Origin of the sequence: Sphingobacterium siyangense, from assembly GCF_023277505.1 — a bacterium.
GTDB lineage: Bacteria > Bacteroidota > Bacteroidia > Sphingobacteriales > Sphingobacteriaceae > Sphingobacterium > Sphingobacterium siyangense.
On sequence record NZ_CP080574.1, the window covers coordinates 6465238 to 6478423 of the forward strand.

Consider the following 13186-nt stretch of genomic DNA (forward strand, 5'->3'; position numbering starts at 1 on the left):
ATCTGACATTCTTATTCCCGATAACCTAAAAAAAGTACATGTTATATAGAACGGAATCTACCTCAACCTTCCTTTACTATTTTCTTCTTCAACGACCGGAATCGTTCCATACCGCACATCTGGAACAGTAGGTTTTACATATTGTCCTTCTTTTAAACCAGCAGCCTTATTGAAACACTTTCCCTTTTGAAAAAATCAATTAGGTGATTACGAACTGCTCGATGATTGGCAGCCGAACCGTCTCGCCCATCATCTTTTTCCTGTTGGATATAATTGTTACAAAATTTGATGAAATCGATTTCTTCATCTTTGTTTTTCAGGTAATCTCGTAGTGATTCGGCTGTAAAAAAATCCAGCTTTCCTTCAAGTTCACCGATCGTCTTTCGGTAATCTTTTAATTGCTTTTCAACTAACTCATTGATGAAAGGATCTTTAATTCTATAATCCTTTGTCAGCTGCTTATTGACGACATAATGATTTGTGTCAATAAATTTTCTTTCTCCTTTGTGATAGACGCAGATCTTAACGTTAAAAGTGCCATCTGATTTCTTGTGGTGTTCATAAACTTTCGCGCTTACGGTTGCCATAATCTTTTTCTTTAGCACGTAAAAAATCCCGTTACATATTTGTTACATTTTTACGTGAAGTTCAACAAAAAACTATGCAAAACACGCCGTTTTGAAGGATTCAAAACGCATGGGGTAGAAGTCCCTAAACTACCCTAATAAACGAAAAAAAAGCCGATTTACGCAAGTAAAAACGGCTTTTTTCTAAGGTGACCCCGCTGAGGCTCGAACTCAGGACCCACAGATTAAGAGTCTGTTGCTCTACCAACTGAGCTACGAAGTCATTCGATAATCCAAATGTAAGGTTCACCGTAGAAAAAGTCAAGTGGAAAAGAATATTTTTTTGACTTTTATGACATTCAAGCGAGATTTTTGGCAGTTGATCGATAAAAAAACTGAGCAAAATAAGACCATCAAACTATTTATTCTTTCGCCCTATATTGCCTTGGGTTCCCACCACAGCGATCTTTCCCATAATCATTGGCTTAACTTCCATTTCTATTGGTTTATCCAGTTGCATTTTACTCCCTTTTTTGAATGGAATCACAACAGTTTTATAGCCAAACATCTGTGCACGGAGCTCTTGGTTTACCCGAAACAAAGATTGCGGTACCCAAAGCTGAAAATTTCCATTTTCATCCACTTTCGTACGATAATTTCCTAAGGATACCTCTGTGCCCACCATGCTTACATCGCTTCCAGCACAAACAACTTTACCTTTTATACTTACTTTAGTACTATCACGGCTTCCCTTTAACGCTGAATTATCATTTGTTGATGAGTTGCCCCAATCTTGCTTCTTTATCTGATCATTTTTCGTTTTTGTTTGGACAACGACAACTTCTCCAGTCAGTTTGTTTTGTGCTTGAGCAGCATGAAAACTCAAGGATCCAACCAATAGGAGGCCCGCAGCAATGCCTGTCCATCTACCTTGCCAAATGGGGTTTTTAGAAAAAGAAATAGTGGCATCCAATTCGCGCATCAACTGATCTTCATAAAATCGACCACATAACCCCCTACTGGCTTTTTTTATTTGATCCACAATTTCCTGATCATTCATCTGTGAAAAATCAACAACCATCTTCTCACATTGACCACAGAAACGGCCTTGTTCTTGTGGCGTCATCTTACCCCAATCTGCAGAGCAAGATTCTTTTACCTGTAATACAATCTTTTCCATATTGCCTTATATTTTCAGAAGGGATGCAGGAAAATCGCCAATTTCATAACGAAACAGTGCACAAAACCATTAAATACTGATAAACAGGAGATTAAAAAAAATGAAACCATTTAAAACCGTCTATTAACTTCCACAGAGCAAAGGGTGGGACCAAATGAAGTAAATGAACCGAATGAGGTAAATCATACGCTGAAGGGTAATAAATAGCAAAAATTAGAAGATCGTATTCATAAAAACATGAGACGTTAAAAAAATAGGCTGTCCAACAAAAGTTGGACAGCCTATTTTCAGTAAGTAATTCTAACTGTTACTTCCCTATTTGATATTGTCAAGAATTTCCTTTATTGCTCTTTCCAATTGCGGATCTTTATTTTCCATCCGATCTTGTACTGTATTTTTTACAAGAATATCGGGGGCAACTCCGGTTTGCTCGAGATCCTGACCATCAAGCGTATAACATCCCCAAGACGGAAGTCGATAGTTTGATCCGTCGACTAAGCCTTTAGCAGAAGTAAAAATAATCCAACGATAGGTCTCATTACCGATGATTTTCCCCAATTTAAGGGCTTTAAAGCCCGCAGCGGTCATTTCAGCATCGCTCAGCGATTGCTCATTAATCAATAAAACAATAGGTTTGGCAGATGGTGCAAAATTACTTTGTGGAGCAAGTTTACCACCTCGGTATTGCCATTGTAAGTAAGGGCGTTGTGACAGGAATCGTAAAACTTCGTCGTGCACATTTCCGCCTGTATTATACCGTAAATCTAAAATAATCCCTTGTTTGTTATTCTCCTGTTCAGCCATGTCGATCAAGAACCGCTGTAACTCAGTATCCGACATATTTTTCATGTGTGAATACGCTATCTTATTGCTACTCAACTGATCAACTCGGCTTCGGCTATCTCTAATCCATTGGTCGTAGAGGAGGTCTCTAAACACAGCGCTTGATACCGGACGAATGTTTGTCTGAATTTCCTTGCCATTACGATTCAAGGTCAATTGGATTTCTTCTTCCAGTGAAGGCCAAGTAAAATAACTATCGCGGTCTGCCTGCGTATTCAATTTTGTTCCATTAATCGCCATGAGAATATCACCCGCGTGAATATCAGCCTCTTTCTTTGCTGCGGGGCCATTCGGAACAATATAGCTAATCTGATAAGGGTTGCTTGTATCATAGATCACACCGATTTCATTCGTTACAAAACCAAACGGCTTACGTTCTTCCTGTCCCATAGAACTGAAACCCAAATGTGACGAATTGAGTTCGCCCAACATATCATTTAAGAGGATGCGCAAATCTGTCCTATCGTTGATACCTGGAAGATATTTCTCATATTTCTTTTTAACAGCGGTCCAATCTACACCATGGAAATTGCTATCGTAGAAATTCTCCTCCAGATTGGCCCATGTCTCATAAAACATCTGATTGAACTCTTTCTCAAGATCCCGATTGAATTTAAAACTCATTGTGACCGCATCAAGCTTATTCAAATCAAGATTATATTTCTGAATTGTTCCTCGACTCAACACAAAGTACTTGCCTGCAGACTCTACAAATTGCCCCATGCCTCCATCAGTGACTTTTTCGGTTTTGGCTGGTGTAAATAACTCATATGCGGTACGATATGTACTATATTTTCCTTCATGATTGGAAGCATAGAACAAATAGGATTTATCCCCTTTTTGTATCACCAAAGGATCAGATTGTGTTCCAAATGCTGGACTGACTTGCTCAATTCGGTCACGCAATCCTTCTAAATCCAATTGGACCAAAACAGCTTTCTTGGATTCGGCTACTGGTGTTGCGGTTGACTTTACCTTGTCGGCATCATTTTTCTTCTTATCCTTAGCAGCATCTTCCTTCTTAGTTGCACCAGTTTTATTTACTGTCGTATCTTTCTTTTCAGGTGTTACAAATAATTCATCAAACTTTGCGCTACGATAAGGTTGGTCAAAGTTGGTCAATGCCATTCGGAAAATGCTTGAGTTTTGCATACCAGTAGGATAAGAAGGCTTAGTCCTATTACTCGCAAAATAAATGTATTTACCATCAGGAGACCAATATGGTGCTGCCTCTGTAACACCTGTATTTGTCAAATTTGTCGTTTGCTCATTTTTCAGGTTATACACAAAGATATCCTGTTCAAAATTGCGTATAGCCGTGAATAAAAGATAATTTCCATCGGGAGAAAATGAGGGCGAAGAATTTTGAAATGCCCAGATTTCATCTCTAACTACTGTTTGGCTCTTCAAACTTGTCAAATCCAATAGACGAACTTCATCACGTCCACTGAGATATACCGCTTTTGTTTTATCCGCGTTGAATGTAATATCCCGATTGTTACGCAGATCTTGTGTCAATTGTTTTACCTCTCCTTTACCGTCTGCTGTGCGTGAAAACCAGTTCTGATACCCTTGATACGTTTGACTATAGAGCAATGTTTTACTGTTTTTAAGCCATTTAACTTCCATGATGCGCTCCCCTTGACTTGGCATCTGACGAACAAACTTTCCTTCGATATCCGAAACGAACAATTCCCCACGGGATACAAATGCCATCTTTTTCCCGTCCGGTGAAACGTCGAAATTACTGATGTTACCTGAAATGTTGAACTCCTTCAGCTTTCCTAGGACCTGATTACGGTTAAGTGCGATGTTGGGCTGCACGGTTTTCTTTCCATTAACATCGTAGATATAAAGCTGGTACCCTTTTTCAAATGCGATCTTACTACCATCTGCCGCGACAAACGGACGTTTGATTGATTCCGGAAAAGAAGTCAATTGGGTTTTCGCTTTTCCCGCAATTTGATAAAGATTGTATTCACCATTGCTTTCGTCGGACACATAGAATATGTTTCCTTTTTGGTCTACTGTCGGCCAAAAATCCTTACCTATATAATCTGTATACTGTTGAAAAGCTTTTGTTTTGGGATTATAGGACTTTATATCCGGATTGAAAGCACCTTTATATCGCTTGCGGTTGGCCGAGCTGTAGCCTTCCCAGCTATCATTGAATAATAATTCTCCTGAAGGTGTTGGCACCACATTACTGATATAATTAAAGACATGAGGAAACAACCTTGTTGCCGTTCCGCCATCCAAAGCGACTTGATAAGCACTCATTCTATTATAACGCGATGACGTAAAATAAAGCGTCTTACTATCCCAGCTCCAGCTGTCTACTTCATCCGAAGCATCGTGCGATGTCAGCTGTCGTATATCTCCACCAGCCAAAGGCATCACATAGACGTCCATGTTACCATTTTGATTGGCCGAAAACGCTAGCCATTTTCCATCGGGGGAAATTCGTGGATTGATCTCATTTCCTTCCATTCCTGTCAGCCGAACTGCAACACCGCCCTGGCTCCCTACTTTCCAAAGGTCGCCTTCGTAGCTAAAAACCATTTCCTTACCATCGGGACTCAACGCCGGATGGGACAAAAATGTGGGTTGCTGCGCAATAACACAGGTAGTTCCAGCATAAGCTAGTACTGTGCTTAAGATTAGTTTTTTTATCATTTTATCTAGGAGGCTAATAATTGTTTGCCAATACAAAGGTAGAATAGGTATTGAACAATACCAATATGAAATAGTGAAGAATTTTATATTTTTATTTCTTCAGCATTTATCGTAGACCTATTCCACTTATTCATAGGTGTTTATTTTCTAAAGAAGTAGAAGCTCCCACTCGACCTATTTTTGACTTCCACATCTAATATCTTTTTAAATTGAACCATGCTTGAAAATAGACTGAAACAAATGTGTGTCTTTCCTGTTCTTATACAAGGAATGGTTATGCAAACATATCATTTTGAATACATATGTTTTAGCAAAATTCAAAAAGGACATCGTATTATTTTCTTACTGAAAGACTGAAACAGAAGATAATTATCGAATTAATCGCATATAATTATCAACAATCCGATGAGCAATTTAAATATAGGCATATTTCTGTATTCCTATTGCAACCTAAAAGCTGAAGTATTTTTTGAATCATTATATTTTTTAATGGGATACTTATCCTTAACTTTGCACCCTCAAATCAGAAACTATGGAAGCAACGTTAACTCACTCAGACGAAGATCTTTATAACAAACGAAATCGCATAAGAATCGCGGTATCACTTTTCTTTTTTTGCCAAGGGATCGCGTTTGCATCTTGGGCAAGTCGAATTCCCGTTATTAAAGCTCATCTCCATTTAAGTGAGGGGCAATTGGGTACAATTTTACTGATGCTTCCTGTTGGTCAGCTTGCAACAATGGCTCTCTCAGGAAAGCTGGTCACAAAATATGGCAGTGCAAGTGTTTTGCGTATTGTACCTATCGCTTACACCTTGGTCCTGTGCTCCATCCCCTTTGCACAGAATGCCTGGCAGTTGGGGGGCATATTATTTCTGTTTGGTGTCACTGGCAATATGTGTAATATTTCCGTTAACACGCAAGGCGTTGCAACTGAGCAGATTTTCAAAAAATCAATAATGACTTCTTTTCATGGGGCCTGGAGCATCGCTGGCTTCACAGGTGCACTAGTCGGCTTGTTAACGATGAATTTGGGTCTGAACACCTTTTATCATTTTTTAATCATATTAGTCATTGTCACAGCGAATACACTCATCAACCAAAAGTATTTGGTTCCGGGCAAATCTCCTCAAAAGGAAAAGCGTAGTTTTTTCTCTAAACCAGAAGGTGGCTTACTGCAACTCGGCATTATCGGCTTTTTCAGCATGGCAACAGAAGGGGCAATGTTTGACTGGAGTGGGGTATATTTCAAAGAGATCGTTCAAGCTCCCGAAAAATTTGTTGTCGTTGGCTACGCATCTTTTATGATTATGATGGCCACTGGGCGCTTTGTTGGTGATGCTGTCATTCGCAAATTAGGGAGAAAAAGAACCCTGCAATACAGTGGCCTGCTGATGTTTGTCGGAATGATGACATCGGTTATTTTTCCTGAATTTATCATCTGCACCCTCGCTTTTATGTTAGTAGGTATAGGTGTGGCCTGCAACGTCCCATCTATCTATAGCATTGCTGGGCAGAACAAAAATGTACCATCTGGAGTAGCCTTAGCCATGGTTTCAAGCATCAGTTACCTGGGTTTTTTAATGGGACCGCCTTTAATTGGATATATTGCTGAAGCTTTTAGCCTACGCTATTCCTACGGTGTTTTTGCCTGTTTCGGCCTATTGATGTTTGTGATGGTTGGGCGATTATCTCTATTTAAAGAAACACGCGCAGCCTAATCTATCAAAGCACATGTTTACCGAATTTGCACTTTAGATTTTGACCTGAAGAAATCTCAGTCCAAATGACATGCGTTTACGTCTTAAAACATAAGGCATTGCAAGTAAATAAAAACAAGCCGTACTGGTTCCTAAAATCGATCCAAACCATACATCTTCAACAAAATGCTGGCCCAAATACACCCGAGAGTAGCCTGTTAATACAGCAAGAACAAATAAAATTATACCAAAAGCTCTATTTTTTGAGATAATGGCTAACGTAGCAGCCATTGCAAAGGCCGACGTTGTATGTCCAGAAGGGAAAGAGTTAAAGTGCGCTACACGCAACCAAGAAACAACATGGAATGTTGGGTCTCCATGAAATACCGTTGCCGGTCTATCGGCATCGAAAAGGTTTTTCAATACACAACAGGTCAGCCCTGAAAAGATATAAGTCCCGAGGATAGCTCGAGCAAAATTCCACTGCTGTGTACAGCAGTAAGCAATAAAAACACCTATAACAAAAAAACCATCTCCAAAATAGGTCTGTATTGTAAAAAGAATATCGGCCCAAAATGCATGACGTGTATTCACAAAATGGAATGAATCTCCCTTCGGTATAAATACAACTACAGCTGTCATTAAGGCCATCCAAATGGCAAAGCAAACAAAAAAAGCAGGATTAGCCGCATATACCTTTCTAAATTGGTATAATAAAAATTTTCCCATTCAATCTATGTTACAGAATTACAGGCCAAAAGTAAAATTGCTGTATGTGTAAATAATGATCCCAAAATAAACATTCTATTAAAAATTTACAATTCTATTACGCATTTATTTTGATAAGAAAAGAAAAACTATTAATCACTTAACAAAAAAAGCGATGGAAATCCATCGCTTTTCTCAGTAGCCCCGAGCAGAATCGAACTGCTATCAAATGTTTAGGAAACATCTATTCTATCCGTTGAACTACGGGGCCTTTTCAGAAGCCAAACTTAGGTTTATTTTATATATAAGTCAATAGCTAGTCTAAAATCCTGTTATATTTTTTTCAAAAAGAGAGGTAACCCCTGTATAGACTGGTTATACTAAAGCGATTAACATCCACAATAGCGAAAATCTATTTTAAAGCCGTTTCATGTACGATGGAATAGTCACGAACAAACGCAAATTTAGAACCTGAAAGATAAACTGGATTTAGAAAATGAAAAATGGTGGAGGGAGAAGGATTCGAACCTTCGAAGCCGAAGCAACGGATTTACAGTCCGTCCCATTTGACCGCTCTGGAACCCCTCCAGCATTGTGTTGTTCTAGAATCGAACGTCGCAAAAGTAGCTTTTGATTTGCAAAACTGCAATTATTTTAGGCCATAAATTTGTAACTACCGCAGTATTAATTCATTTATTTTCAAGAAACATTCAAATGATCTGTTCATCATGAGATCAAGTTATCAATATTATAATAAAAACTTATTGTTATAATCTAGTCATAATAGATTTTGACGATAGTGTATTGGTAAAATCAATTCGCTTTTTGCATCGAGTTGCTGTATATTTGTCTCAACAAAAAAAAAGAAAGATATATTATGAGTTTCACAGGTAAAAGTTTTCCAAGCATTACAGTAGATGCAATTGATTATTTAGGCGACAATTTACAAATCAACATTTTTGAAAAAGCAGTCAAAGAAGGTAAAAAAGTGCTTTTATTTTGGTATCCAAAAGATTTCACTTTCGTATGTCCTACTGAATTACACGCTTTCCAAGAAGCTGCTGCTGAGTTTGAAAAACGCAATACAATCTTAATCGGCGCTTCTTGCGATACAAATGAAGTACACTTTGCCTGGTTAAACACAGCAAAAGATAACGGTGGAATTGAAGGTGTTGAATATCCTCTTTTGGCAGACACTAACCGCAACTTATCAAGTATATTGGGAATCTTAGATGTTCAAGAAATCGAACACCCTGAATACGGAACATTGGCACAAGGTTCTGCGGTTACTTATAGAGCAACTTACTTGATCGATGAAACTGGCCGTGTATTCCATGAATCAGTAAACGACATGCCTTTGGGCCGTAACGTTAAAGAATACTTACGCTTGATCGACGCTTACGCTCACGTACAGAAATTTGGCGAAGTGTGTCCTGCAAACTGGGAAGAAGGTAAAGATGCCATGAACGCAGATAGAAAAGGTGTAGCTGATTATTTAGCGAAACACTAACAATACAAGACCACAGCGTCTTATCAACGGGGGCTTTTCCCGGCTCCTGTTGATTTCTCCAACAATCACCTTAATAATAAAATCATGTTACAAGAATTAGAAAACGATAATTTACAAGAAATTGTAAACAATAACGATATTGTTATGGTTCAGTACTCCGCCACTTGGTGTGGTAACTGCAAAATCATGAAACCAAAATTCAAAAAATTGGCTGGCGAAAATGATAGTGTACCTTTTGTTATTGCTGATGCAGAAAAATTTCCTGAATCCCGCAAACTGGCAAATGTCAATAACCTACCCACTTTTGCCGCTTTTAAAAACGGTAAATTAGTCAATCAGGTACAAACAAATAAGTTAGACGCATTAGTAGAATTATTCAATGAAACTACCAGTAATTAAGCATTTGACAGAGTTCATCGAGCAGAATGATGTAGATTATGTCTTGGAAACAATCGAGACACTGGAAGCATTAACCGAAGCTCCTTTGAAAGATGAAGAACTTGACGTTCTTGGTGAATTGATTTCAAACCTATACGGAGCTGTAGAGGTTGATAAATTAATTAAAGAAGGTAACTCAAAAAAAGACGCGTTAAATATGTTTATGAAGCGTGTTCTAGGTGCTATTGATAAATAGTCTTTGCAAAAAAAAGCATTCGTGTGAAACTTTCTTTAAAGGTTGTTCCTGTCGTTTTTGAGCATTTGAAGCATAGAAACTAACATCAATTGAAATTTGTCAAACAAATATGCAATTGGATTTAGACCAATCCAGATTTTTTTAAAGGTAGCGGAGAATCTATCTTATCCTAAATATCGTTGTATTGCAGCATCTTAAACGTATTACACCTATATATTACATGTTTTCCAAAAGCTAAAATGTTGACAAAATTTAGCAATGTGGAAAACTAATTAAAGTAATCTGACAGAACTAAATATTTTCTACATATATTTACTATGTTAAAGGTTGCCACTTGGAGCGAAGCGACAAAATAACTATTCTCTAAAAATTCGTTTCAGGAAAAAATATTTTAATTGTTAAACGGAAATTCCAACTTGATTGGGATTTCCGTTTTTTATTTATGCCCATATTTTACCTTTCAACGATCGATCCCTTTACCTCTTCGTTAAATATTGACCTAAGTTGAATCAGGTTAATGGTTAATATCCGTAAGTTAAAGCAATAAACCAACGTCATAAACGCACTACTTGAAGACTGTCAATAAAATTACAATCTCCAACAATCCGTTGTTCATCAAAATTTTTATCTTTAAACATGCGAAGACCTTTTCTATCTGTTATTATTATTTTGGCTGGTATCTTGTCAACTTCAATCGTTAAAGCACAGAATCCACAGTGGAATGCTGCTGAAATTAAAGTTAATCTAGAAAAACTGAACGTGTTGGGCTCAGTCCTTTATTTTGCGGCACATCCGGATGATGAAAATACTCGGCTAATCGCTTGGCTAGCTCAGGAAAAAAAATATAAAACAGGTTATTTATCCCTAACTCGAGGTGACGGCGGACAAAACCTCATCGGAACAGAACAAGGTATTGAACTTGGATTGATTCGAACGCAGGAATTACTGGCTGCTCGAAAAACCGATAAGGGTGAGCAATTTTTTTCCTCAGCATATGATTTTGGATTCTCAAAGACTCCAGAAGAAACTTTCGAATTCTGGGATAAACAGCGTGTTCTTCGCGAAGCCGTATGGATCATCCGCAAATTTAGGCCCGATGTCATTATCACACGTTTTCCTCCAGATCCAAGAGGCGGACATGGTCATCATCAAGCCTCTGCCATTCTAGCACATGAAGCCTTTAAAGCTGCTGCTGATCCGAATCAATTTCCAGAGCAGCTTCAATTTGTACGCCCCTGGAAAGCTAAACGCTTGCTTTGGAATACAGCTAATTTCGGAGGTCAAAACAATACACGTGAGGATCAATTAAAAATAGATATCGGGGATTACAATTCTCTTCTAGGAGCCTCTTATGGAGAAATTGCCGCACACAGCCGTTCATCACACAAAAGCCAAGGCTTTGGTTCGGCAAGCCAACGTGGCTCATCAATCGAATACTTTGAGTATGTAGACGGTGCACCTGCAAAAAATACACTCTTGGATGGTGTTGAAACCTCATGGAAAAGAATTCAAAACGGCAGTAAAGTTCAGTCCCTGATTGATCACATCAATCAAACATATCAAATTGATAAGCCCGAATTGATCATTGCTGAATTGATCCAACTGTACAGAGAACTGGATCAAATTGATGATGAATACTGGAAAACTGAAAAGAAAAAAGAGGTTGAAAAACTAATCCTTGCCTGTGGTGGAATTTGGTTCGAAAGTATCGCTAAAAATCCATCCTATGCCTTGGAAGATCAGATCAAAGTGGAACATTCCATTATTGTTCGGCGTCCAAATGTAACCGTTGAGCTGACCCAAATAAATGGAAATAGCATTCATGAAACACTAAAAATAAACAAACTACAAAGAGACTCTGTTCTTATACATGCCGACAGGACGACACAACCATATTGGTTGATTGAACCACATGGAAAAGGCAAATTTAATGTCAGTGATTTTAACCTGACAGGCTATCCAAAAAACCCCTATGCTCCAGAGGTATCATTTCAACTCCGGATCAATGGTGAAAATATCACACTCAATCAGCCCATAAAATATAAGTATACTGATCCTGTTCGTGGCGAAATCTACGACCCCATTGTGATCATCCCACAGTTGACTGCAAAAAGTTCCAGCCCTTTGGCACTTACACAAAATTCCCACACGGTCAAAGTGAATCTGACTTTTCAGAAAAACGGACAAGCAAACACAACCACGTTTAACGTCAGACCGAATGTACCTAAAGGCTGGGAAGTTTCACCGGCATCTTTTGACCTATCTTTTGACAAAGGCGAACGTACAATTTCCAGAGAGATCAGCATAAAACCATCAGATGCTTCTAAATCTTCCATTGATACCCTTGGGTTCCTCTTGGCAAACAAAGAACGTTTAAAAGAGATAAAAGCCATCGATTACAATCATATACCTAATATTGTTTATTTCCCCGATGTAGCTATAAAAATGAGCAATATCAACCTGATCAACGCGGTAAAAAAAGTGGCATACATCCATGGGGCAGGGGATCTAATTCCTGAATCGTTGACTGCCATTGGTATTAAAGTCGATGTATTAAGTAACGAACAGGCATTAAAAGCAGACCTTTCTAGCTACGATGCTGTAATCTTGGGTGTACGAATTTTCAACGTTAACAAGCAAATTGCGCAGCTCCAAAACAGACTACTTGCGTATGTGAACATGGGTGGAACGGTCCTGGAACAGTACAATGTAAACAATGGACTGTTCTCAAAAAACTTTGGTCCTTTTCCTTTTAGCATCGGCAGAAGCCGTGTAACAGACGAACTTGCAACGGTACATTTCGATAAAAATGACCCGATTTTTAATTACCCGAACAAGATCAGCGACGCCGACTTCGAACACTGGGTGCAGGAGCGGGGACTCTACTTTGCGGAAGATATTGATAAAAAATATCGCACCCCGATCACCATGCAAGATCCCGGCGAACCGTTACATAATGGCTCATTACTCATTGCTCAATATGGAAAAGGTAAATTTGTTTATACATCTTTGTCTTTTTTCAGACAATTGCCTGCCGGAATTCCCGGAGCTTACAGATTATTCGTAAATTTGCTATCAAAATCAAAATAATATAATAATGGAAAATCAGATTGACAACAGCTGCACGACAATTGATGCTGGCAAAGCAAAAGGAATCATTCTTTTAGTTGCTGTAGTATTTGGTGCATTAATTGGATTCACTGCAAACGAGACATTTTTAAGCATCTTTGGAGGTGCCGCTGTCGGATTGATTATCGCTGCTATTTTTAATAGCGTTATCTATCCTCAAAAGCCTTCAGATAGATAAGAAAGATGAATAGCTGGAAGCGTTTCTACTGGTTGGTCGTTATCTGGCTATTCGTATTCATCC

Annotated in this window: 10 protein-coding genes and 3 tRNA genes; 6 read left to right on the forward strand and 7 right to left on the reverse strand. The window is 38.5% G+C overall.

The window, feature by feature from the left end; translation table 11 throughout:
* Nucleotides 1-152 precede the first annotated feature (152 nt).
* The 4 genes from K2F45_RS27090 to K2F45_RS27105 all read right to left on the reverse strand — a co-directional run bounded on the left by K2F45_RS27090 (nucleotide 153) and on the right by K2F45_RS27105 (nucleotide 5265).
* Nucleotides 153-587, reverse strand: coding sequence for a hypothetical protein (locus tag K2F45_RS27090; RefSeq protein WP_075990383.1), 435 nt, complete (start codon nucleotides 585-587; stop codon nucleotides 153-155).
* A gap of 189 nt (nucleotides 588-776) precedes the next feature.
* Nucleotides 777-849, reverse strand: a tRNA-Lys gene (locus K2F45_RS27095).
* A 135-nt stretch (nucleotides 850-984) separates the two neighbouring features.
* The gene (locus tag K2F45_RS27100; protein WP_075990397.1) at nucleotides 985-1746 is read right to left on the reverse strand and encodes a hypothetical protein; all 762 of its coding nucleotides are present in this window, start codon (nucleotides 1744-1746) and stop codon (nucleotides 985-987) included.
* 315 nt (nucleotides 1747-2061) lie between these two features.
* Nucleotides 2062-5265: a S41 family peptidase gene (locus K2F45_RS27105; RefSeq protein WP_075990398.1), complete on the reverse strand. Its 3204-nt coding sequence runs from the start codon at nucleotides 5263-5265 to the stop codon at nucleotides 2062-2064.
* A gap of 532 nt (nucleotides 5266-5797) precedes the next feature.
* Between K2F45_RS27105 and K2F45_RS27110 the strand changes: the two genes are divergently transcribed.
* Complete coding sequence (locus tag K2F45_RS27110; protein WP_075990399.1) at nucleotides 5798-6985, forward strand: MFS transporter; 1188 nt, start codon at nucleotides 5798-5800, stop codon at nucleotides 6983-6985.
* A gap of 33 nt (nucleotides 6986-7018) precedes the next feature.
* On the opposite strand, the gene K2F45_RS27115 is transcribed toward K2F45_RS27110, so the two are convergent.
* The 3 genes from K2F45_RS27115 to K2F45_RS27125 all read right to left on the reverse strand — a co-directional run bounded on the left by K2F45_RS27115 (nucleotide 7019) and on the right by K2F45_RS27125 (nucleotide 8260).
* Entirely contained in the window at nucleotides 7019-7693 is a 675-nt protein-coding gene (locus K2F45_RS27115) for a phosphatase PAP2 family protein (protein WP_075990400.1), read from the reverse strand.
* Between the two features lie 178 nt (nucleotides 7694-7871).
* Nucleotides 7872-7943 (reverse strand) — tRNA-Arg (locus K2F45_RS27120).
* A 233-nt stretch (nucleotides 7944-8176) separates the two neighbouring features.
* A tRNA-Tyr gene (locus K2F45_RS27125) sits at nucleotides 8177-8260 on the reverse strand.
* A gap of 289 nt (nucleotides 8261-8549) precedes the next feature.
* On the opposite strand from K2F45_RS27125, the gene K2F45_RS27130 reads away from it, so the two are divergent.
* The 5 genes from K2F45_RS27130 to K2F45_RS27150 all read left to right on the forward strand — a co-directional run bounded on the left by K2F45_RS27130 (nucleotide 8550) and on the right by K2F45_RS27150 (nucleotide 13123).
* Nucleotides 8550-9182 carry a peroxiredoxin gene (locus K2F45_RS27130; RefSeq protein ID WP_075990401.1) on the forward strand — a complete coding sequence of 211 codons (633 nt, stop codon included), beginning with the start codon at nucleotides 8550-8552 and terminating at the stop codon, nucleotides 9180-9182.
* Nucleotides 9183-9266: 84 nt separating this feature from the next.
* Nucleotides 9267-9581, forward strand: coding sequence for a thioredoxin family protein (locus tag K2F45_RS27135; RefSeq protein WP_046673204.1), 315 nt, complete (start codon nucleotides 9267-9269; stop codon nucleotides 9579-9581).
* Nucleotides 9562-9816, forward strand: a complete 255-nt coding sequence (locus K2F45_RS27140) for a DUF6952 family protein (RefSeq protein WP_046673203.1) — start codon at nucleotides 9562-9564, stop codon at nucleotides 9814-9816. The genes K2F45_RS27135 and K2F45_RS27140 overlap by 20 nt, the downstream gene beginning before the upstream one ends.
* Before the next feature lie 636 nt (nucleotides 9817-10452).
* Nucleotides 10453-12906, forward strand: a complete 2454-nt coding sequence (locus K2F45_RS27145; protein WP_075990402.1) for a PIG-L family deacetylase — start codon at nucleotides 10453-10455, stop codon at nucleotides 12904-12906.
* A gap of 7 nt (nucleotides 12907-12913) precedes the next feature.
* The gene (locus K2F45_RS27150; RefSeq protein ID WP_075990403.1) at nucleotides 12914-13123 is read left to right on the forward strand and encodes a hypothetical protein; all 210 of its coding nucleotides are present in this window, start codon (nucleotides 12914-12916) and stop codon (nucleotides 13121-13123) included.
* Nucleotides 13124-13186 lie beyond the last annotated feature (63 nt).

Excerpts from the sequence above, each read along its gene's own strand:
- K2F45_RS27145 (WP_075990402.1), top strand. The coding sequence starts at position 10,453 with ATGCGAAGACCTTTTCTATCTGTTATTATTATTTTGGCTGGTATCTTG.
- K2F45_RS27135 (WP_046673204.1), top strand. The coding sequence starts at position 9,267 with ATGTTACAAGAATTAGAAAACGATAATTTACAAGAAATTGTAAACAAT.
- K2F45_RS27105 (WP_075990398.1), bottom strand. The coding sequence starts at position 5,265 with ATGATAAAAAAACTAATCTTAAGCACAGTACTAGCTTATGCTGGAACT.
- K2F45_RS27130 (WP_075990401.1), top strand. The coding sequence starts at position 8,550 with ATGAGTTTCACAGGTAAAAGTTTTCCAAGCATTACAGTAGATGCAATT.
- K2F45_RS27110 (WP_075990399.1), top strand. The coding sequence starts at position 5,798 with ATGGAAGCAACGTTAACTCACTCAGACGAAGATCTTTATAACAAACGA.
- K2F45_RS27115 (WP_075990400.1), bottom strand. The coding sequence starts at position 7,693 with ATGGGAAAATTTTTATTATACCAATTTAGAAAGGTATATGCGGCTAAT.
- K2F45_RS27090 (WP_075990383.1), bottom strand. The coding sequence starts at position 587 with ATGGCAACCGTAAGCGCGAAAGTTTATGAACACCACAAGAAATCAGAT.
- K2F45_RS27100 (WP_075990397.1), bottom strand. The coding sequence starts at position 1,746 with ATGGAAAAGATTGTATTACAGGTAAAAGAATCTTGCTCTGCAGATTGG.
- K2F45_RS27150 (WP_075990403.1), top strand. The coding sequence starts at position 12,914 with ATGGAAAATCAGATTGACAACAGCTGCACGACAATTGATGCTGGCAAA.
- K2F45_RS27140 (WP_046673203.1), top strand. The coding sequence starts at position 9,562 with ATGAAACTACCAGTAATTAAGCATTTGACAGAGTTCATCGAGCAGAAT.